The organism is uncultured Lamprocystis sp., from assembly GCF_903933125.1.
Lineage (GTDB): Bacteria > Pseudomonadota > Gammaproteobacteria > Chromatiales > Chromatiaceae > Thiodictyon.
This window is the reverse complement of sequence record NZ_CAIZIZ010000544.1, coordinates 1-21714: the sequence shown is the minus strand read 5'-3', so window position 1 is coordinate 21714 and position 21714 is coordinate 1. Positions and strand designations below refer to the sequence as shown.

Below are 21714 nucleotides of genomic sequence, written 5' to 3'. Positions count from 1 at the left end.
GCAGATTCAGCGCCGACCCTAGAGTTTCGATATCTGTGATCCGGAGCCATCCATGCCTGATTTGAGGGACGCATCGGGCACCTATACGGTGCACACCCTGTTCAACGAGGAGACCACTGTCGAACGGGAGATCATCGAACATCTGAAATCCGCTAAACTCGGCTGGACCTGGCACTCGCGCGAGGAACTGCGTCAGTACCGCCCCGACGAGCGCGAGGTCCTGTTACTGCCGGTGCTGCGCGAGAAGCTCAAGGAACTCAATCCGACGATCCTGACCGACGATGACCGGGTCGAGGCCATTATCACCCGGCTTCGCGCCTGCCGGGACAACCAGCAATGGTTGACCTGGCTGAAACAGGGCGTCAATTATCAGTTCGACCCGGCGGAGAAGGCCCAGGATGTGCGGCTCATCGACTACGACGACCTGGAGGCCAACGACTGGTGGGTGACCAACCAGTTCCCGGTCGTGGGCCATTCGGCGCGCCGCCCCGACATCGTGCTCATCGTCAACGGCATCCCCATCGTGGTGATCGAGGCCAAGACCGCGAGCCGCGCCAAGCCGGATTGGCGGGAGGGCGCCAAGCAACTGGGCATGTATGCGGAAGAGATCGACCAACTTTTCTACACCAACGCCTACAGCGTGGGCGTCAATGAAACGCGGATGATGTACGGCGTGCCCGGCCGGCGGCTCCAGTTCTGGCTGCAATGGCGCGACCCCTGGCCGCATGAGATCGACGAATACGACGAGATGCGGGTCTCGCTTTACGGACTCTTCGATCGCAACAATCTGCTGGACTTCATCCGCCATTTTATCGTCTTCGCGACCCGCGACGGCAAGACCGAGAAGGTCGTGGTGCGCTACCAGCAATATTTGGCGGTGAAGGATATCCTCAACCGCGCCACGGACCTGACCCTGCCGCCCGAGAAGCGGCGCGGACTGATCTGGCAGACTCAGGGCTCGGGCAAGACCCTGACCATGATCTTCGCCGCCCGCAGCCTGTGGGAAGAGCCTGATCTGGAGCAGCCGACCGTCATCCTGCTGGTGGACCGCGAGCAGTTGGGCGATCAGATGGACCGGGAACTGAAGTCGGTCGGCACCGAGAATGTCCATGTGGCCGCCAATAAGCGCGACCTGGAGGAGATGCTCAGCGGCGATTATCGCGGCGTCATCCTGACCACGGTGCATCTGTTCGAGGGCATGCCCAAACAGGTGACCAAGCGCCGCGCCAATGTCATCGTCATGGCCGATGAGGCGCACCGCACCCAGGAGCGCGAACTCGGGACCTATATGCGCTCCGCCCTGGAAGGCGCGTCGCTGTTCGGCTTCACCGGCACGCCGATCGAAAACAACGACCACAACACCCCCAAGGCGTGGGGCTATGTGAAGGACGACGGGCTGATCGAGCGCTACATGGGACGTCCCTACACGGTCACCGATGCACTGCGTGACGGGGTGGTCAGGCCCATCCATTGGCAGCCGCGTGTGAGCGACTGGCAATTGCACGGCACCAAACTCGACCTGGCTTTCAAGCGCGAATTCGGCCGCCTGCCCGCGGAGGAACAGAACCGGCTGACCACGGACGGCGCGCGGCTCGACGCGTTGTTGTTGCACTCCCAGCGCATCGCTCAGATTACCGGGGATGTCGCCAACCACTTGACCGAGCATGTCCGCCCCAACGGATTCAAGGGCATGCTGGTCTGCAAGGACAAGCAGGCCGTGCTGCTGTATACCCAGGCCTTGCGTACCCTGCTCGGCGATGCGGTCGTTACCGCGGTGATCTCGCAGGCACCGAAGGATGACTCCGCTGAGGTCCAGACGCTTTATCTCAGCGAGGCCAAACGCAAGAAGCTGCTTAATGAATTCCTGCTTCCGGCACAGTCCGAGCTGGCCGACCATCAGGACAAGCCCTACCGCAAGGTCGAGTTGCTGGTGGTGTGCGACATGCTCCTTACCGGTTTCGATGCGCCCATTCTTCAAGCACTTTATCTCGACAAGAAACTGCTGAACCACAGCCTGTTGCAAACCATCGCACGCGTCAACCGCCCCTATAATGAACTCAAGGGACATGGGCTGATCCTGGACTATTACGGCATCTTCGACCATCTGAACGAGGCACTGAACTATCGGCCGGACGAAATGGGTGATATCGCCTTTCCGTTCGACACGATCCGCGAGCACTTCCGCAAGACCTTGCAACAGGTCTGGGACCTGTTCCCAACGGAGACCGTGCCACGCGACGCGTCGCATGATGCGTTCATCGCGGCGATGAAGATCCTGCGCGATCAGGAGGGGGCGGAGAAGCAGTTCGATACCGGGTATCGCAACTTGCGCGTACTCTACGAGGCGTTACAGCCGGATGAGCAACTGCGCGACTTCGTCCGACCATACGCTTGGCTGACCAAACTGTACCTGCTGTATCGCAAGAAATTCTATCCGGACGCGAGCAAGAGCATCGAGGCCACCGCCGAGGATGCGGCCCGCACCCGCGAACTGATCCGCGAGCATATCGATGTCGATGCGCTGGAGATCGCGTTTCCCACCTATGTGCTGGACGAGCATTTCCTGACCAAGCTCAAGGACAAGAAGCCCGACGCCAAGGCACTTGAGATCGAGGCCATGCTCTCGGCCGAGTTGCGCATCCGGCTCGATCAGGACGAGACATTCCGGTCGCTGTCCGAGCGGCTGCAACGCTTGATCGATGAGAAACGGGCGGGCACGCTGGCCGGTATTGCGCTGATCGAGGAACTGGAGCGGGTGAGCGAGGCGGTCCGCGCGGCGGTGAGTGAAGGCAACCGACCCATTGCCGAGCAAATTGCGCTCAAGGTCAAGGCGCGCAATCCCGCCATCGCCGATGTCCAGGCCGCCGCCATCGCCGCCGCGACCTTGGATGAGGCCGACAAGCTGTGCTTCCCCGGGTGGTGGAACAGCAGCGCGGTGGACCCCGATCTGTCGCGTGCCTTGCTGTTCATGATCGCCACGCGCTTTCCCGCGTCCGGGCTCCTGGCCGATGACGCGATGGGCTTCATCGCGACCCTGGTGCAACTGCTTAGGCGCCGGCATTACCAGCCGCTGCAAGAGGGCTAGAGCGGTGGCAGGAAGGTCCCATGATGATCGGCAACTCGCCCATCTCGATCTGCCGGATGGGCGAGGGATCGACTTCGCGATCCGCTCATCGGACAAAGCGCGGTCGCTCCGGCTGAAGATCAGTGCCCGCGATGGCTTGACGGTGACGGCACCCGGCGGGATGGATCGCGCTCGCGTGATGCAACTGGTGGCAAGCAAGGCGCAATGGATCGCGGATCGCCTGGCTCAGTTCGACGCCGTGCGCCAGTTGATCGGCGATGCCGTGCCGGCCCGTCCCCAGGCATTCGATCTGCCGGCCTTGGCCGAGTCGTGGCGCGTGGAGTATCGCGAGACCCGCGCCGGGACGGTCGGTGCGCGCACCGACCAACCCGGGCGGGTCGTCGTGATGGGTGCGGTCGAGGACCTGGGGGCCTGTCACGCGGCACTGCGACGTTGGCTTGCGCGACGGGCCAAAGAGACGCTCGGCCCATGGCTGGCCATGGTCGCGCAACAGACCGGACTTCGCTACACCGACTGGGGCGTGAAGAATCAGCGCACCCGCTGGGGCAGTTGCACGCGCCAGGGGTGCGTGAGCCTGAACTGCAAGCTTCTGTTCTTAAATCGGGATCAAGTTCGCTACGTGATGGTCCATGAGCTTTGCCACACGCTGGAACTCAACCACTCCATTCGCTACTGGGCACTGCTTCGCCAATTTGAGCCTAAGGCGGATGCACTGCATGGCAGTATGCGGGACGCCTGGGCCCTGGTCCCCGCTTGGGCGCAACGGGGATCGGCAATGGTTCTTTAGCTCAGGTTGACTGGGTAGGACCAAGGTAGGCCAACAACAACCTGGCCGCCGTCGACCTCCGCACCCTGGCTCATCCGCAGACGGTGGTGCAAGTCCACCCGAACGCCCATGCCGAGGCGCGCCAATCGGTGCGGGTCGAAATCCGTTCAAGTCCAAGACCGCAGCCGGAGGCGGCTCGGGTCCTTAACGCGGCGTCTCGGCCTCGACGAGCTCAATGCCTTCGTCCTGCGCCCACTCGCGCAGGGCCTCCAGTGTCTTGCTGCGCTCGTAGTCATGCCACGCTTCGAGCAGGTCCTGGTGCTCCAGGAATTCCTTGAACCGGCGATAGGCACCGCGGTGCCGGAACATGTCCCGCACCCGGTCGTAGTCGTCCGGTAGCCGCGTCGCCGCGAAGTTGTAGACCAGCGCAGTGCCGAGATCGAGGTCGCGTTTGCCGGGGACGCGCAGATACCGGTCCGACAGGTCGAAATCCTCCGGTTCGGCGTCCGGATCATCCAGGCCGGACCACTCGTCACCGATATAGCGGAAGGCCCCGGTCTCCCGGTCCAGATAGGCTCCGCCGCCCAATTCCCTGGCGGCATTCGCAAACATATGGGCTTCTTCCAGGTCGCTCAGGCTGCATTTCATGGGGCTCTCCCCCGGGTCGGTTGCCTGTCGGCGCATGCCATAGCGGGCATTTTCCTTCGGGATATCGACTGGTGTTTGTAATCCGACTGGGCGGCACCCGCAAGCCGAAAATTCCGGTCAGATGAGTCGTCAAGCCGCTGCGGCTTGGGTCTGGCCGGATGAATGATCAAGGCCCCCGCCGGCCTTGATCGTAATCCCGGCCAACGGCGTGCGTAGTCAGGGCTTCCAGCCCTGACGGTGTCAGGCCAGGATGGCCTGACTACGCACCCGGCGAACCCAAGTGGCCGGAATCTTGATCGAGGCCAGCTCATCTGGTTTTCCGCTCAATCGCTCCGCGGGCACGGTGTTGACATCGTGCCCGTGCCTTTGCAACGGGGCGACCAGCCGGGCCGGCAGATTTTCGTCGAGCTTGATCTTCATGCCGGGACGGGGGTAGCCGGCAGCGGAAAATCTTCTTCGGCGGATACGGCGGCAAAGGCAATAACGGCGCGCACGGCATCACGGCTCAGTGTTGGAAAGTCTGCCAACAGGTCCTCGGAGTCCATTCCTTCGGCCAGGCTTGCCAATACCGTTCTTACCGTGATGCGGGTGCCCGTGATGACGGGATCGCCCCCGCAGATCCTCGGATCACGCGTAATGTAAGGCTTGAAATTCATCGTCATACAGGTCTCCGTTCAGCTTGCGATGGGCTCTGCGAGGCCCAACGGCCCCGCCCGCTCGCCTACGCGCTCCCGATCGCACCCCACGGACTTGGGAGTGCGGGGATGGGTGATGCGGTTCGAGTACTCACCGCATCCTACGCGGTTGGCCAGTGCGCGGCGCACGGGCACTGGCCGGAAGCATGATCAAGGTCGCACAGACTGCACCTCATGGGGTTCTCCCCCAAGTCGCTTGCGTGTTGGCGCGTGCAATAGCAGGCATTTTCCTTCGGGATATCGACTGGCGTTTGTGATCGACCGCAGTTTCAAGGTTGAGGCATTGGACCCCTGGTTTCAACCCAGTTGCCGCAGCAGCAGGCGCTCAAGGGCAACCGTATCCAGATGTGCCTCCACCATGTCAGCCAGGCGCTCGATGGCGGCCTCGCGCAGTGCTGCATAGTCGCGGGTCCGGGGTTGGTCCAGGCCGGCCCAGGCGAGTAGGGCGTCGCAGGCGGCGGGGGACTCGAAAAGCCCGTGCAGATAGGTGCCCAGCACCTGGCCGTCGGCGCTGATCGCCCCGTCCGGACCCTCATCCAGCCAGGCTGCTGGCCGCTCCAGGGCGGGTCCGGTGCTGATGCCGGCATGGATCTCATAGCCGGTGACCGGCGCGTCATTGAGGACGAGCCGGCCGCTGACGTTGGTTAGCCGCTTGTGCGCATCCAGGGTCGTCTCGAAGTCCAGCAACCCGAGACCGGCGGTGCGCCCGGGCACGCCCTCCAGGCCCAGTGGGTCATGAATGGCCTGACCGAGCATCTGGAAGCCGCCGCAGATGCCGATCAGCTTGCCGCCGTAGCGCAGGTGGCGGTCGATGGCTGCGACCCAGCCGCGAGCACGCAGCCAGTCGAGATCCGCTGCCACTGACTTGGAGCCGGGCAGCAGGATCAGGTCCGCCGCCGGGATGGGGTCGCCCGGTCCGATCAGCCGCAGGTCCACCCCCGGATGCAGGCGCAGCGGGTCGAGATCGGTATGGTTGCTGATGCGCGGGAGCACCGGCACCACCACCCGCAGGCCGGCCCCGGCTTTGTCGTCCTGGTCACGGGCCACCGCGTCCTCGGCCTCCAGGTGCAGCCCTTTGAGGTAAGGCAGCACCCCGAGCACCGGCTTGCCGGTGTGCTCGGTCAGCCAGTCGAGACCCGATTGCAGCAGGGCGAGATCGCCGCGAAAGCGGTTGATGACGAAGCCTTGAACGCGCGCCTGTTCGCTCGCGGAGAGCAGCGCCAGGGTGCCGACCAGATGGGCGAAGACCCCGCCGCGGTCGATGTCGGCGATCAGGATCACCGGGCAGTCCACGCCCTCGGCAAAGCCCATGTTGGCGATGTCCTGGGCGCGCAGATTGATCTCGGCCGGCGAGCCGGCGCCCTCAACGAGGATGGCGTCGTACTGGTCGGCCAGCCGCTCATAGGAGTCCAGCACGGCGGTCCAGGCGATGCGTTTGTACTCCTGATAGCTGACGGCGTTCATGTTGCCGACGGCCTGACCCTGGATGATGACTTGGGCGCCGATGTCGGTATTGGGCTTGAGCAGCACCGGGTTCATGTCGGTGTGGGGCGGCAGGCCGGCGGCCTGGGCCTGCACCGCCTGGGCGCGGCCGATCTCGCCGCCGTCGCTGGTCACGGCGCTGTTCAGGGCCATGTTCTGCGGCTTGAAAGGCGCCACCCGCAGCCCGCGGCGCGTCGCCCAGCGGCACAGGGCGGTGACCAGCAGGCTCTTGCCGGCATCGGAGGTGGTGCCTTGCACCATGAGGGTGGGGGTCTTCATCCTGGTTAGGCGATTTCCGACAATTTGGATATCCGTCAATGTAGGTGCGACTTCAGTCGCACCTGCGTCCGAATCGGTGCGACTGAAGTCGCATCGACATCCGAGCCGGTGGTGGGTGGTATCCGGTGTTCCGGAAATCACCTTACGGCTCAGGGTTCGCGGATAGGCGCTTGCCGCGCCGACAGGGTCGGACGGTCGCAGAAAGGCCCGGGCAGGGTCAAGCCATTGCGTTCAGCGCCTCTTCCAGGCGCGCCCATTCGGTCTCTGGTCCCGGCAGTCCAAAGCGCACGGCGGGCGGGTTGTCGAACAGGCGGGTTAGGATGCCGACCCGGGCCAGTGACTCATGGATCTCGATTGCCCGGTCGGTGGGCACCCACTGGAACAGTGCGCAGCCGCCCTGCGGCGGCAGACCATGAGCGCGCAGCAGGTCAGCAAGGCGTGCACCGGCCGCGATGAGCCGGGCCTGGGCCGCCAGTTGCCAGGGGGTGTCGGCGAGTGCCTGGGCGGCGATCCAACGGGATGGTGCAGCGATGGTCCAGGGGCCCAGCAGGGCCGCCAGCGGTTGAGTCACCGCCGCATCGGCAAGCACGAACCCGACCCGCGCCCCCGCCAGACCGAAGAACTTGCCGAGTGAGCGCAGCAGGATCAGGCCGGGCCGCGGGCACACGGCGGCGAGGCTTTTCCCCGGTGTGGTGTCCATGAAGGCCTCGTCCACCAGCAGCCAGCCGCCGCGCTCGGCGAGTAAGCCATGCCAGCGCAACAGGTCGGCCCGCAGGAAGCGGGCGCCGGTCGGGTTGTTGGGATGGATCAGCACCAGCACATCAAGGCTCGGCAGCGCGGTCTCGATCGCCTCCACCGCCAGCGGGGTGACCCGGTGTCCCGCCAGCGCCCAGGCGCGGGCGTGTTCGCCGTAGCCGGGAGCGATGACGCCGACCCGGCCGGGTGCACGCAAGCGCGGCAGCGCCTGGATCGCGGCTTGGGATCCGGCTACCGGGAGCAGATGTTTGGTGCCGTAGTAACTTGCGGCGGCCTGTTCCAGCCCGTCGTCATCCTCGGGCAGGCGCGACCACAGGCCCGGTTCGGTCGCTCCGGACCAGGACAGTGCCCAGCCTTGCGGATTGATACCGGTGGAAAGGTCGAGCCAGTCCGCCAGCGGAACCCGGTAGCGGGCGGCGGCCTGGCGTAGCCGGCCGCCGTGGGGCAGCAATGCGTCCAGGTCGACCGCGGTGATCTCGGGTTCAGCGAATCGGTTCATGGCAGAAACAGTCGGATGGCAGCGCCGGGGTTGGATGGAAAATACAGGTGCAGATACGAGGCAGTGAGCCGGCCCAGGCGGTAGACCGCCTCGGGGGTGCCCTGATCGCGTAACGGCGCGGTGCGGGCCAGCGGCTCCAGGTCGATCGCCGCGCTGGAATGGTGAAAGGTATGGCCTCGGAGGTCGCCCTCGGGAAGTCTTACCGCGTGCAGCCCCAGGTTGGTAAGCCGCGCTTGCATGCGCGCCCGGCCCGGCAGCAAACCGACCATGGGGATTGGATCAGTGTCCGGGTTGGCCAATGAATCGAGCAGATACAGCAAGCCGCCGCACTCGGCCAGGAGCGGGCGCCCCGCGGCCTGATGGGCACGGATGGCGTATTTCATGGCGGTGTTGGCGGCGAGCGCATCCAGATGCAGTTCCGGGTAGCCGCCGGGCAGATAGAGCGCATCGCAGGGAGGGAGCACCGCGTCCGCGAGAGGAGAGAAGAAGTGCAGCTCGGCGCCCGCTTCGCGCAGTGTGTCCAGGTTCGCCTGATAGAGAAAGGAAAAGGCCAGATCCCGCGCCACGCCGATCCGCACCCCGGTCAGCAGCGGTTCGGTCGTCGGCCGGGGCGCGGCCGGGCGGAAGGCGACCGGGGGCGGCAGGTGCGCGAGCCCGGTCTGGGCCAGGGCATCGGCGCCGCAGTCCAGCCGCGCATCCAGGCCGGCAATCTCCTCCGCCTGCCAGAGCCCCAGGTGGCGATGCGGCAACTCCATCTCGGCGTCGCGGGCCAGCGCGCCCAGGAAGGGCAGGTCGGCCGGCAGGTGCTCGGTCAGCATGGCCGCGTGACGCGCACCCCCGACCCGGTTGGCCAAAACCCCGGCGAGGCGCAGCCCCGGACGGAAACGGGTCAGCCCCCAGGCCAGCGCGGCGAAGGTCTGCGCCATGGCGGCGGCGTCGATCACGCACAGCACGGGCAGTTCAAAGTGGTCGGCCAGGTCGGCGCCCGAGGGCGTCCCGTCATAGAGGCCCATTACTCCCTCCACCAGGATCAGGTCGACCTTCCCGGCGGCCTGATGCAGCAGCGCCCGACAGTGGTCTTCACCGCACATCCACAGGTCCAGGTTGTAAACGGGGCTCTCGGCGGCCCACCCCAAGGTCATGGGATCGAGAAAGTCCGGGCCGGTCTTGAAAATGCGGACCCGGCGGCCGAGGCGCCGGTGCAGTCGGGCCAAGCCCGCGGTCACCGTGGTCTTGCCCTGACCGGAGGCCGGGGCGGCGATGAACAGGGCAGGGCAGTGGACGGTCATCGTAAATTGCGTGGCGAGTACAGGAGACAGGTTGCGCAGGGCGGGAGTCTACCGGATCTTGAGGCAGAGCGATCCCGGTCGTTGTCGTTGTCGTAATCGAGAATTGAAACTCGAAACCCGATCGACAACGGCATGTTCATGCCTGAGTTGAATCGGTTCTCCGATTACGACAACGACAACGACAACGATTTTGGTCGTGTTTAACCTGTTCTTGACGCTCCGCTCCCGCGCTATAGTCGCACCCATGACCGCTGCCGACCCTTGCACCATGCCTCTGATCGCCCCCTTCACCGGCCTGCGCCCGGTCCCCGAACGCGCCGCCGAGTTGATCGCACCGCCCTATGATGTGATGGACGCCGCCGAGGCACGCGCCTTGGTCGTCGGGCGGCCCTGGAGCTTCCTGCGCCTGTCGCGCCCGGAGGTGGATTTTCCTCCCGATCAGTGCCCCGACGATCCGGTCTGCTTTGCCCAGGCCGCGACCACGCTGGCGCGGCTACAGGCGGCCGGGCTGCTGCGGCGCGACGCGCGGCCCTGCTACTACTGTTATCGACTCATCCGCGGCGCCCAAGTTCAGACCGGGCTGGTGCTGGCGGCGTCGCTGGCGGCCTACCGCAAGGGACGGATCAGGCGCCACGAGGTCACCCTGACGGCCAAGGAGGAGGATCGGGTGCGCCAGATCGCGGCCCTGAACGCTCAGACCGGGCCGGCCTTGCTGATCCATCGCCGCGCGCCGGAGATCGATGACACTCTCGCGGCGATCACGCAGGGGCAACCAGCCGTGGACGTCCTGGCGGCGGACGGGGTGCGGCACACACTCTGGCCGATCGTGGACCAGCCGCTGATCGACCGGCTCACCGCCGGCTTTGAGACCCAGGAGCGCCTCTACATCGCCGACGGACACCATCGCACCGCGGCGGCCGAACGCATCGGCACCGCCCGCCAGGCGGCCAACCCGGATCATACCGGCGCCGAGGACTACAACCGTTTCCTGGCGGTCAGTTTCCCCGCCGATGTGCTTCAGGTCCTGTCCGTCAACCGGCTGGTGCGTGATCTCAACGGCCTGGACGCGGCGGACTTCCTGCGCCGGGTCGCCGAGCGCTGCACGGTGACCGCAAGCCCGGTGCCGGTGCTGCCGGACCGACCCGGTGAGTTCGGACTCTATCTTGATGAAACGGGGGATCACGTCGGGAACAGGGCCTGGTATCGCCTGACCCTTGACCCGCGCCGCATCCCGACCGCCGACCCAGTCGCCCGTCTGGATGTGCGGCTGCTCCAGGATCACCTGCTGGCGCCGATCCTGGGGATCGGCGATCCCCGCCATGATCCGCGCATCGACTTCGTCGGCGGCATCCGCGGCCTGGAAGGACTGATGCAACCGGTGGACAGCGGCGCCATGCGCCTGGCCTTCTCGCTCTATCCGACCGCCTTGTCCGATCTGTTCGCGGTCGCCGACCTCGGTGAGACCATGCCGCCCAAGTGCACCTGGTTCGAGACCAAGCTGGCGGATGGGATGGTCAGTCTGGTGCTTGATTGATCGGCGCCCGGCTTGGCTATACTCAGATTCTTGGGCTACCGTAGTGCATTCGCCGGGCTGCCGGACGATCGTGTGCCAGCTACCGTCCAGAAGCGCAAATGCCGTTGTTCGAGCTAAAGGGGTGTCGCGGCCCCGGTGAGCCGATCCGCCAGGATCTCGATCAGGGCCGGGTGGCTGCCGACCAGTGGGGTGGGGTGGGCTTGGAAGCCGGGGCAGTCGGCCTGCGCCGCGGCGCAGATGGCGGCGATATCCCCGCCGGGTCCGGCATGGCGGCCGGGCGCGAGGAACAACATGGCGACGATCACCGGGGTGATCGGATCCGCGGCGGCAAGGCGGTGCAACACCAGATCCAGAAGGTCGCCGTTGAAGTCGTATTCAGGGCCTGGCCGCCGCTCCATCGCGGCCTCGGTCAGGACGGCCCCGGGATCGATCCGTTCGCGCAAACGCTGTGCGAGCCAGGTGCGCACGGCGGTGACCTGGGGAATCGGCGAGCCGTGGTCGACCAGCACCAGTCGGCGGGGGGCGATGGCACGGGCGGCGGCGGTCGCGCGAATGTGTTCGGCCAGAAGGTCGGCGAGCCGCGGTTCGCCGCGCGGCAGGGGGCACAATTCAGGGGCGATGCGGACCAGGAATGGACCATGGGTCCGGCGCAGGTCGGCAATCAGCTCGGGGATAAAGCGGCTCAGGGCGCGGCTGGGTCCGAACAGGAGGGGGAGCAGGTGAAACTCCCGCTCACCACTGGCCAGGGCGCGGCGCAAATAGGGTTCGAGGGTGTCCGCCGGTCGGCCGTCCAAAGCAGCGGCGGGGATCTGATCCGCATGCAGGAGTGAGACCGGGTGGACCGCCGCGCCGGTGCGTCGGCCGAGCGCCTGCGCCAGGGCACGCAGGGCCAGCGTTGAGTCCGGGCGCGACGAGCCATTGTCAATCAAGAGTGTTGCGGGCATCGGGCAATCCTGGCAGCGGTCGCGTCGAAACCGCGCCAAGCGCGGTATGCGATGTTTTTGGATGAGATCGGCCTCGGCAGACGCGACGATGACTGGATCTGGCGCGGTTTATCGTAAACTGCGGTTCCACCGAGGTTGGTGAAATCCCCAAGGCCGAACACACCATGAGAATTAGGCAGTTTGCGCTGGACGCAGTTTAGGGATGAAAGATGGCCTCGGGTGGGGCGAAATGCAACCGAGTTGAGGCGGCCCGTCGTGGCCTCGGATCGCTCTGGGGGAAAGTGGCTGGACGCTGTCCGACGGGAAAAGAGATGACCGAGTGCGCCGTAGCGGGTCTAATGTACCGGTGAACGCGTTCTCGTCATCCACCGTCCGTCGCCAACCGCTGTCGACCTGGTTCATCCTGGTCGCGGCCGTGGTTGGTGTTTGCTGGTGGGTGACCGGTTGGGCCGAGCCGCCGGCAGGCGAGACCGGCGGGTCCGCGGGTGTCGAGGGTGCGCCCTTGACCCCGATCTCGGTGCAGCTTCAGTGGCGTCATCAGTGGCAGTTCGCCGGTTTCTACGCGGCCCTGGAGCAGGGATATTACCGGGACGCCGGGCTCGCGGTGGAGTTGCGCGAGTATGCTGAGGGAATCGACATCATCGACGCGGTCGTCGCCGGACGCGCCGACTTCGGCACTTACTACAGCACCGTCATTGCCGAGCGGATGAGCGGACGGCCGATCCGCTTGCTGGCCTCCTATCTCAAACGCTCACCGCTGGTGCTGTTGGTGCGGCCGGGCCTCTATTCACCGGCCGACCTGAAGGGACTGCGGGTCATGGCCAATGCGCAGGAGCTCGGCAGCGCCAACATCCGGCAAATGCTCAAACTCGGCGGTCTGACCGAAAGCGATCTGCAGGTAGTTCCGCACAGCTTCTCGGTTGAGCCCTTCGTGCGCGGCGAGGTGGACGCCATGACGGCCTTCACCACGAACGAGCCCTTCTATCTGCATCAACGCGGTGTGCCCTTCAATGTCGTCGATCCGAGTGATTACGGGATCGCGCTCTATGATCTGAATCTGTTCACCGCCGCGGACTATGCGGCGGCCCATCCCGCGCGGGTGCGCGCCTTCGTCGCGGCGACCAACCGCGGGTGGGAGTACGCTCTGGCCCATCCGGACGATCTGGTGGATCTCATTCTGGCGCGTTATAACACCCAGGGTAAGGAGCGCGATCACCTGCGTTTCGAGGCGCATCAGACCCACTCCGCCATTTTGCCGGAGGTCTACCCGATCGGGTCAATCGATCCGATCCAACTGAACCGGATTCAAGATCTCTTTGTAGCGACCGGGCTGGCCGCGCAGACGCTGCCCAGCGCGGACCTGGTGTTCGTTCCAGAGGCTGCCGGGGCGCCGCCGCCCCCGGATGCCCCCTTGGTTCTGAACGACGCGGAGCGCACCGCCATCGCCGCCCAGCCGCGGCTGCGCGTGCGCTTTGCGGAGATCGCGCCTTACGCATTGATGCGCGACGGCCGCCCCACCGGCTACACGGTGGAGCTTCTGGCGCGCATGGCGCAATTGGCCGGACTGGAATTGGACTGGCAGGAACAGAGCCTCGAGCAGATCTACCGAAACTTGCGGGAGGGCCGCGCGGACCTGACGATCAACAGCCTGGTGACCACGGAACGCGAAGGCTTCCTGAACTTCAGCGCCCGCCGTTATCCGGTGCCGTTCACCATCTTCGCGCGCACCGACTGCACGGATTGCGCCGACTTCGACGCCTTGCGCGGCCGGACCCTGGCGACTCCCGTCGGGTCGGAGTTGATGCGGCGGCTTGTCGGCAGTCACCCGGAGATTCAGCAATTCCCGGTGGCCGGTTACCGCGAGGCCTTGGAGGCGGTCGCCGCGGGGCACGCGGATGCCGCGATCCTGGAGCGGCAAAACGGTCGTTATCTGCTCGCGGAGCACCTGATCGGGGGCGTGGAAGCCAAGGGATCGGCCGATCTCGGCGACGGCGCGACCTCGATCCAGGCGGCCCTGTTCGCGATGCGTCGCGACTTGGAACCGCTGGCGCGGGTTCTGGACAAGGCGCGCAATACCCTGGGCCCCGGCGAGCTTCAGGCCATCTGGGATCGCTGGTTCCACGACCCGGCGACGACCGCGGTTCCGCCGCCGACCCAACTGGCGACGCTGACGCTGCCGGAGCGGGAATTCCTGGCGGCCCACTCCAAGCTCCGGGTCGTCTATACGGATGCGCCGCCGGCCGCCATACCGGCTATACCGTGGAATTGATCGAACGGGTCGCGGGGATCTTGGGTCTGACGGTGGACCTGCGCCAGACGTCCCTGGTCGAGGCCTATGGCGCGGTCAAAGAGGGGCGGGCGGATCTCGTTCTCAATGCCGCGCATACCCGCGACCGGGCGGCCAACTTTCGCTTCGGGCAACGCACGATGCGGGTCGTGGAACACATCACCGACGTGGTCGAACGTGGTCCGGCCAATTTGGGCGAGTCGGGGTGGACCACGGTCAGTCATTTTGCCGTGGAGCGACGCCAGGAGGTGCTTGCCGCGTTGCTCGACAAGGCCATCGACGGGTTGGACCCCGGTGAGCAGCAGCGCTTGCATACGCGCTGGTTCGGCGAGGTTGATCCAGTCGTAGCGCTCCGTGCCCAGGTGCACCTGACCGACGGCGAGCGCGGCGACATCGCCGCGCGGCCCGACCTGGTGTTGGGTGTTGACGAAGACTGGTCGCCGCTGATCAGTCGGAACCCGGACGGCAGCTTCTCGGGGATCGACGCCGACACGGCGGCACTGATCGATCGAGTGATCGGCACCCGCATTCGTTTCGAGCTCGGCCCCTGGGCACAGCAGGTGAGCCGGGCGCAGCAGGGGCTGATCGATGGGCTGTCCGCCTCGGCCGTTCATCCCGAGCGGGCGCCCCATTTTCTGTTTACCGTGCCCTATACCGAGCTCGGCAGGCGGGTTTTCGTCAAGATCGGCAACTCGCTGGGACTGCGTCGGCTGGAGGATCTGACGGGTCGGCGGGTCGCCTATCTGCGCGGCAATCTGAGCGATGAGAAAGCCCTGGCCGCGGTCTCCGGGGTCCGTGCGGTGCCGGTGGACTCCGCGCTGGGAGGGGCCAACCAGGTGTTGGCGGGAGACGTCGAGGCCCTGCTTGCCGATGACTCCTTCGGCTACTGGTTGGCGGAGCGCCGCATCGAGAACATCGAAACCGCCTTCGTTCTGCCCGCGCCACTGCCGCTGGTGTTCTCCATTCGCAAAGACCGCCCGCTCCTGGTCAGCGCCATCGACAAGGTCTTGATTGCGCTGTCGCGTGAGCAGCGACTGGCCATTCGAAGCCGGTATCTGGCCGCCCCCGGCGCGGCCGCCGCACCCCGCACGCCGGTCCTGAGCGCGGCGGAGACGGCGTATCTGCAAAAGAGGGGCGGGGTGCTGACCTACTGCTTCAGCCCCGTCTGGACGCCTTACGATTACCTGGAGAACGGTGAACACCGCGGGATTTTTCGGGACTATCTGGAACTGTTCGCCCGCAAGCTTGAAATCGCGCTACGGCCACTGCCCTCGCGGACCTGGCGCGAGGCCCAGGAGTTTGCCCGCACGCGCCGCTGCGACCTGATTTCCGGGGCGGTGCCGACCCCGGAGCGGGAAGCTTATCTGGCCTTTACCTCGCCTTATGTCCAACTCACGCATGTCCTGCTGGCGCGCGATGAGGCGCCCTTCGTCGCCGGGATCGAGAGCCTGGCCGGCCAGCCGATCGCGGTGCCGGGGGGGACCGCCGTCGCCGCCAAGCTGAAGGCCCGCTATCCGCAACAGCAGTTCATCGCGCTCGATAGCGTCGAGCAGTTCCAGGACGCCATCACCAGTGGGCGGGTCTACGCGGCGGTCGCCACCCTGGAACATGCGGCGGACCTGGTCGAGCAGGGATTGGGGCGCTTCCGGATCATTGCCAAGCTCGATGATCCGTATCCGATCGCGGTGGCGGTTCGCAATGATCAGCCGGAATTGCTCGCCATCATGCAGAAGGTGGTGGCGGCCACCACCCCCGCCGAGCGCGATCAGATCGCGCAGCGACGCACCACCTTTCGCATCGAGCAGGATCTCGACCTGAGCCGGTTGTGGCAGTTCCTGGGGCTCTTCGCCGTGGTGGGCGCCTTCCTCGGCTGGCGGCACTGGGAACTGACCCGACTCAACCGCCATCTGCGGCGGGCCAAGGAGGTCGCGGAGGTGGCCAACCGCGCCAAGGGCGACTTTCTGGCCAATATGAGCCATGAGATTCGCACCCCGCTGAACGCGGTGCTTAACCTGGCCGCCCTGGGGGTGCGCACCCAGGAGCCGACGCGGCTGCGCGACTATCTGACCGGGATCGAGCGCGCGGGGCGTTCGCTGTTGGCGGTCGTCAATGAGATTCTGGATTTCTCCCGACTGGAGGGCAGTGCCGATACTCCGCGCGACGCGCCCTTCCAACTCCAGGAACTGGTGGACGAGGTCCTGTCGATCGCCGCGCCTTTGGCAGCGGAGAAGGGATTGGCACTGGAGTGCGTCCTTGATCCGAACCTGAACGGCGCCTGGTCGGGCGACGCCCACAAGATCGAGCGGGTGCTGATCAACCTGATCGCCAACGCGGTTAAATTCACCGATCAGGGCCGCGTGACGCTGCGCGTCGGGGCGGACGGCACCGCGATGGACGGTAAGCGTGTCGTGTTCACGGTCGAGGATACCGGGATCGGGATTGCCGCGGACCAGTTGCCAACCCTGTTTACGCCCTTCAACCAGGGTGATAACTCGCTCGCCCGACGTCACGGCGGTACCGGGCTGGGGCTTGCCATTGTCAAGCAGTTGACCGGCTTGATGAAGGGGGAAGTCGTGGTAGACAGCCGCCCGGGCGCGGGGGCGCGCTTTAAGGTGGTGATCCCGCTGCGGCGTCTGGCTGCCGATGCACCGGGTCCGGCGTCCACGGGCACCGCGGCCGATGGGGAACAGTCGCCCGGCGCGCCGCCCGTGACCGCCGCGTTTGGCGGAGTGCCCGTTGCCGCGGTCCCGGCCCGGCCGGTGCTGGTGGTTGAGGATAATCTGGTCAACCAACGCATCGTGGTGGAGTTCCTTGGCCAACTCGGCATCGCGGCGGAGCCGGTGGCCGATGGCGAGACCGCCCTGGAGCGGCTGCAACAGGCACCCACGGGGTACGCCCTGGTGCTGATGGATATTCAGATGCCCGGCATGGACGGCTATGAGACGACCCGGCGGTTGCGTGCCGACCCGCGCCTGCGCGAGCTGCCGGTGATCGCCATCACGGCCCATGTGCTGGCCAGCGACCAGCAGCGCTGTTATGCGGCGGGGATGAACGACCATATCTCGAAACCCTTTGATCAGGCGGTCTTTGCCGCGACCATGGCACGCTGGATGACGCTGCCGGCCGCACCGGTCGCGCCCCCGGCAGTGGCCGGCCCGGCATGGCCCGCCGCCGGACCGGGGGATGCCGCTGGAGCAACGGCGCTGCCGGAACGGCCATGGATCGATGCCGCGGCCGGGGTCAGGCACGTGGGCGGCGACCCTGATCTTTGCTTAAGTTTGCTTGGTGACTTTCTGTCGAGCTACGACCCGTGCTTGGCGACGCTGGTGCCGGAGGCGGCGGAGCAGGGCGGGGATACCGTGGCCCGGCTTGCCCATATGTTGCGCGGCACAGCCCCGGTGCTGGGCGCCGAGCGTGTCGCGGAACTGGCGGCCGCGGCGGCCGTGCGGTGCCAACCGGGGACGCCCGCGGCCGCCGTGTATATCGCCGAATTGCGTGCCGCACTCGCCGGGACGCTGGACGCGGCACGGACCATCAAGGCAGCGGGTTTACCGGGTCTGGGGCAATCGCTCCCTGCGGCGGCGCCAACGCCGCGCCTGTCTGAGACCAGCGCGGGGGACGCGCTGGTGCTGATCGTTGATGACGATCCGCTGGCGGCCGGGCTCCTGTTGCAGTTGCTGGGCGAGGAGTACCGGGTGGCGACTGCCGACACGGGTGATGCGGCTCTCGCGCTGGCGCGGGGACGGCCGCGTCCGGATCTGATTCTGCTGGATGTGATGATGGCGGGGATGGACGGTTATCAGGTGTGCCGGGCGCTCAAGGCCGACCCAAGCACCCGCGACATCCCGGTGATCTTCGTGAGCGGAGGCGGCGGCGCCGAAAACGAAAGCCAAGGGTTGGAACTGGGTGCCGTGGACTATGTGCACAAGCCGTTCGACGCGCAGGTAGTGCGGGCGCGGGTGCGCAACCACCTGGCGGCCAAGCGTCAGGGTGACTCGCTGGCGCGTCTGTCGGAGTTGGATGCACTCACCGGGTTGGCCAATCGGCGGCGGCTCGACGCCTACCTGGCGGAACAATGGGAATGGGCCATCAGCCACGGCGCCTGGCTGGGTCTGTTGATGATGGATGTGGATCACTTCAAGGCGTACAACGATTGCTATGGGCACGGCGTCGGCGATCAGTGCCTGTGCCAGGTGGCGACCGCGCTGCGCCGGGCCCATCGGCGCGAGGAGGGCTTGGTCGCGCGGTATGGTGGTGAGGAGTTTGTGCGGGTGATGCCGGGCGCCGACCTGGCCGCCGCGCGCGCCGCCGCGGCGCGCAGCCTGGAGGCCGTGCGCGCCGCGGCAATCCCCCATGAGGTCGCGCCGGGTCGGTCCATCGTCACTCTGAGTATCGGCGTTTGGGCCTGTCGGCCCCAGCCCGACGATCAGCTCGGTGATTGTCTGGCGCAGGCCGATCGGCGCCTCTATCAGGCCAAGTCCGAGGGGCGTGACCGTTTCGTGGTCTGAAACCGGCGAATTCCACTGTCGCGCGGGGCGCGTAGGGCGTCTCGCTTAATCGTATCTTTTTTCTGTTTGTAGTCCAAAGACGGACAGAGCGAAGAGGCGTCTTCCGCTATGTTCAATAAGGATGGAGATGCGGCCTTGATCGTAGTCCCGGCCAGCGGCATGCGTAGTCAGGGCTTCCAGCCCTGACGGTTTCAGGCCAGGATGGCCTGACTACGCACCCGGCGAGCCCAAGTGGCCGGAATCTTGATCGAGGCCGGAGACGAAGCCTCGCTCAATCTGATCCAGATTGCCGCTCGATCAGGAGATTGATCCGCCGTGAACCGTGACTCCGAGCTGTCCAGGCTGCTGGTGGTGGATGATGATCCGCTGCTCGTCCGCCTGGTCTGTCATCAACTGGCGGATGCCGGGATGCAGTCCTGCGGTGTCGGGTCGGGCCGTGAGGCGCGCGCCCGGCTGGCGGTCGAACGCTTCGACCTGATCTTGCTCGATGTGCAATTGCCCGATGAGAACGGTTATGAACTCTGCCGTGATCTGAAATCACGGCCGGACTACGGCGACCTGCCGGTCATTTTCATGACTGCCCATGGGACTGAGTCCGAGGTCCTGCGAGGTTTCGACGCCGGCGGTGTGGATTACGTGGTCAAGCCCTTCGATGCGCGTGTCCTGCTCGCCCGCGTCAGTACCCATGCCACGCTGGCGCGCCTGTCGCGGCGCCTGCACGAGGACTTGGATGCCCGGACCGAGAGTCTGCACCTCGCCCATCGGCGGATGCGCGAGATGGACGCCGCGCTCTGCCTGGCGGAAGAGCGGGAACGACGGTGTCTGGCGGATCAACTGCACGACAGCACGATCCAGCAACTGGTGCTCGCGCGGATTCTGCTGGATCCCGTGCCTGGCACGGTGCCGGGCGACGCATCGCCGCGGTCGGAGCGGCTGCGGGAGTTGCTCGACCTGTCGTTGTCCCAGTTGCGCACCCTGGTGTTCGAACTCAGCCCTCCAGTCCTGTATCAGGGCGGATTGTTCCCGGCCGTGCAGTGGCTTGGGAGCGAATTGAGCGCACGCTGGTCAGTCCGCTTCGACTGTCGGCAGGAGGGTGAGCTGCCGATGCTTCCTGATGATCTCAAGGTCACGCTGTTTCAGGCGGCGCGTGAGTTGATGACCAACGTCTGCAAACACGCCCAGGCCACCGGCGCCGAGGTCCGGATCAGAGGCGCGCCGGGTACCGCTCTCTTGACCGTGCGCGATGACGGCATCGGCATCGATCAGTCGCGACTGGTCGACCAGGCGGCGGGGCGGGAGGGCGGTGGGTTCGGGCTCTTCAGCCTGCGGTCCCGTATCGAATTGATCGGTGGTCGTCTGATCATGCAAGCATCGCCGGGCGGCGGCACCGCGGCCAACCTGTGGGTCCCGCTCAGTCGGTTGCCTGATGCGGTGCCGCTGCCCTGCTGAAGCGTTGCGTCGACCACCGGTCACCGTGGAAGCGGCCTGTGGCCGCGCTGGAGCCGCGCAGTGACTCCAATCGTTGTCGTTGTCGTTGTCGTTGTCGTTGTCGTAATCGAAAGAGCGATGCCATGAGGTCTGTAGGGTCCGCTGTGCGGACCGACGACCGTCCAGATCGCGAGGCGGCCGGGTTGATGACCAAAACCCGCAGGAGCAATTCTCGATTACGACAACGACAACGAGCGAGACGCCACAGGCGCTCCCTGATGGACGTTTAAGAAAAAACCTGGTGAATAAAGGCTTGTTTTGATGACGATACGCGTTCTGCTGGCGGATGATCACATCATGGTGCGCGATGCCTTGGCCGGCATGTTGCGTGCCGAGGCGGATATCGAGTTCGTCGGCGCCGCGTCGAATGGTCTTGAGGCCGTCACCCAAACGCAATTGCTGCGGCCGGACGTGGTCGTTCTGGACGTGAGTATGCCCGAGATGAATGGGATCGAGGCGGCCGCCTGTATCCGTAAGACCGTCCCGTCGTGTCGCGTGCTCGCGTTGTCGGCCTTGGGCGATGCCTGCTTCGTGAACCAGATGGTGGAGGCGGGTGCCAAAGGCTACGTGGTGAAAAGCGCGTCGGTCAACTCGCTGGTCCAGGCGGTACGGCATGTCCATGCGGGTGGGGTTTGGTTACCCGACAGCCCGCCGCTGCCGATACGCGCTAACCGCACGCTGCTGTCGCGGCGGGAGCGGGAGGTGCTGGGTCTGATCGCCGGCGGACGCCGCGCCAGTCAGATCGCGGACGATCTGGGAGTGGCCGTCAAGACTGTCGACACTTACCGTCGGCGGATGATGCATAAACTCGGTCTCCAGTCACAGACCGAGTTGGTGCGCTATGCGGTTGCCCTGGGGGAGACGCGGGGCGTTCCGCTGGTTGACGCGCAACGCGCGGTGTCTGCGGCACCCAAGAAAAAGCCATCATAACGGATCGGTATGATGGCTGATGCGGCTCGCGAATTTTTCTAGCGTGCGCCTTCGGCTTCTGCAGTACCCTAGCTGCTTGCCGGCCATCGCGTGCGCGCGGTGGGCCTCCTGCCTTGTTGGTTGCGACCGCGGCTCCGGCCGGGTCGGGCTCTTGGGTTAATTCCTGTGATGGTTGTGCCCGTCGTTGCTTGACGACACTAAAGCATCACGCGTGCCAGTCTTTTTATAATTTTAAAACAGCATGTTAGTTTGATGCTTCTTGGCGGTTGACAGGTGTCTTCCGAGCGTGCAGCCGATTTTGCGAAGCGGACTGCGTGCGCTTGCGCCGGTGTTGCAGATTGCGATGAAGGCTGCGATCAGGTCGCGCTCCGGGGGCGGTGAGCCCAGCAATTCCAAATTTGAGGGTCTGCTGCGGCCCATGGTGGATGCGGCGCGCACAACCGACGTGCTGAATCCCGAACATCGTGCGGCGCGCCTTATCCACCCTACAAAATTGCAGGTTTTGTAGGGTGGATAAGCGCAGC

The 21714-nt window shown here is 65.7% G+C and carries 14 protein-coding genes and 1 pseudogene; 7 read left to right on the top strand and 8 right to left on the bottom strand.

The features are described 5' to 3' along the window. The first annotated feature begins 52 nt into the window (after positions 1-52). Together QZY03_RS29830 and QZY03_RS29825 are read left to right on the top strand one after the other, a co-directional pair. Positions 53-3085, top strand: coding sequence for a type I restriction endonuclease subunit R (locus QZY03_RS29830; protein WP_295587668.1), 3033 nt, complete (start codon positions 53-55; stop codon positions 3083-3085). 4 nt (positions 3086-3089) lie between these two features. After that, positions 3090-3872 carry a M48 family metallopeptidase gene (locus QZY03_RS29825; RefSeq protein ID WP_295587666.1) on the top strand — a complete coding sequence of 261 codons (783 nt, stop codon included), beginning with the start codon at positions 3090-3092 and terminating at the stop codon, positions 3870-3872. Positions 3873-4055: 183 nt separating this feature from the next. On the opposite strand, the gene QZY03_RS29820 is transcribed toward QZY03_RS29825, so the two are convergent. The 6 genes from QZY03_RS29820 to QZY03_RS29795 all read right to left on the bottom strand — a co-directional run bounded on the left by QZY03_RS29820 (position 4056) and on the right by QZY03_RS29795 (position 9499). Then, positions 4056-4499 carry a UPF0158 family protein gene (locus QZY03_RS29820; protein WP_295587664.1) on the bottom strand — a complete coding sequence of 148 codons (444 nt, stop codon included), beginning with the start codon at positions 4497-4499 and terminating at the stop codon, positions 4056-4058. Between the two features lie 240 nt (positions 4500-4739). Further along, the gene (locus tag QZY03_RS29815; protein ID WP_295587663.1) at positions 4740-4919 is read right to left on the bottom strand and encodes a DUF5615 family PIN-like protein; all 180 of its coding nucleotides are present in this window, start codon (positions 4917-4919) and stop codon (positions 4740-4742) included. After that, entirely contained in the window at positions 4916-5161 is a 246-nt protein-coding gene (locus QZY03_RS29810) for a DUF433 domain-containing protein (protein ID WP_295587661.1), read from the bottom strand. The genes QZY03_RS29815 and QZY03_RS29810 overlap by 4 nt, the downstream gene beginning before the upstream one ends. A gap of 330 nt (positions 5162-5491) precedes the next feature. Continuing rightward, positions 5492-6955, bottom strand: coding sequence for a cobyric acid synthase (locus QZY03_RS29805; protein ID WP_295587659.1), 1464 nt, complete (start codon positions 6953-6955; stop codon positions 5492-5494). A gap of 217 nt (positions 6956-7172) precedes the next feature. Further along, a complete protein-coding gene (cobD, locus tag QZY03_RS29800; protein WP_295587657.1) occupies positions 7173-8210 on the bottom strand; it encodes a threonine-phosphate decarboxylase CobD in 1038 nt (345 codons plus the stop codon). Then, on the bottom strand, positions 8207-9499 hold the full coding sequence (locus QZY03_RS29795; RefSeq protein WP_295587655.1) for a cobyrinate a,c-diamide synthase: 1293 nt from the start codon (positions 9497-9499) through the stop codon (positions 8207-8209). Before QZY03_RS29795 ends, cobD begins: the two co-directional genes overlap by 4 nt. A gap of 268 nt (positions 9500-9767) precedes the next feature. Here QZY03_RS29795 and QZY03_RS29790 point away from each other — a divergent pair, with 268 nt between their 5' ends. Then, positions 9768-11033, top strand: a complete 1266-nt coding sequence (locus QZY03_RS29790; protein ID WP_295587653.1) for a DUF1015 domain-containing protein — start codon at positions 9768-9770, stop codon at positions 11031-11033. A gap of 113 nt (positions 11034-11146) precedes the next feature. On the opposite strand, the gene QZY03_RS29785 is transcribed toward QZY03_RS29790, so the two are convergent. Beyond that, positions 11147-11977, bottom strand: coding sequence for a cobalamin biosynthesis protein CbiX (locus QZY03_RS29785; RefSeq protein WP_295587652.1), 831 nt, complete (start codon positions 11975-11977; stop codon positions 11147-11149). A 346-nt stretch (positions 11978-12323) separates the two neighbouring features. Here QZY03_RS29785 and QZY03_RS29780 point away from each other — a divergent pair, with 346 nt between their 5' ends. From QZY03_RS29780 to QZY03_RS29765, 4 genes are all read left to right on the top strand, one after another. After that, positions 12324-14246 carry an ABC transporter substrate-binding protein gene (locus QZY03_RS29780; protein ID WP_295587651.1) on the top strand — a complete coding sequence of 641 codons (1923 nt, stop codon included), beginning with the start codon at positions 12324-12326 and terminating at the stop codon, positions 14244-14246. Next, a complete protein-coding gene (locus tag QZY03_RS29775; protein WP_295587649.1) occupies positions 14237-18772 on the top strand; it encodes a transporter substrate-binding domain-containing protein in 4536 nt (1511 codons plus the stop codon). The genes QZY03_RS29780 and QZY03_RS29775 overlap by 10 nt, the downstream gene beginning before the upstream one ends. 315 nt (positions 18773-19087) lie before the next feature. Continuing rightward, a complete protein-coding gene (locus QZY03_RS29770) occupies positions 19088-20221 on the top strand; it encodes a response regulator (protein ID WP_295587647.1) in 1134 nt (377 codons plus the stop codon). 300 nt (positions 20222-20521) lie between these two features. Then, positions 20522-21190, top strand: coding sequence for a response regulator transcription factor (locus tag QZY03_RS29765; protein ID WP_295587645.1), 669 nt, complete (start codon positions 20522-20524; stop codon positions 21188-21190). 244 nt (positions 21191-21434) lie between these two features. Here QZY03_RS29765 and QZY03_RS29760 read toward each other — a convergent pair. Continuing rightward, a pseudogene (locus QZY03_RS29760) lies at positions 21435-21714 on the bottom strand (hypothetical protein); the annotation flags it as partial.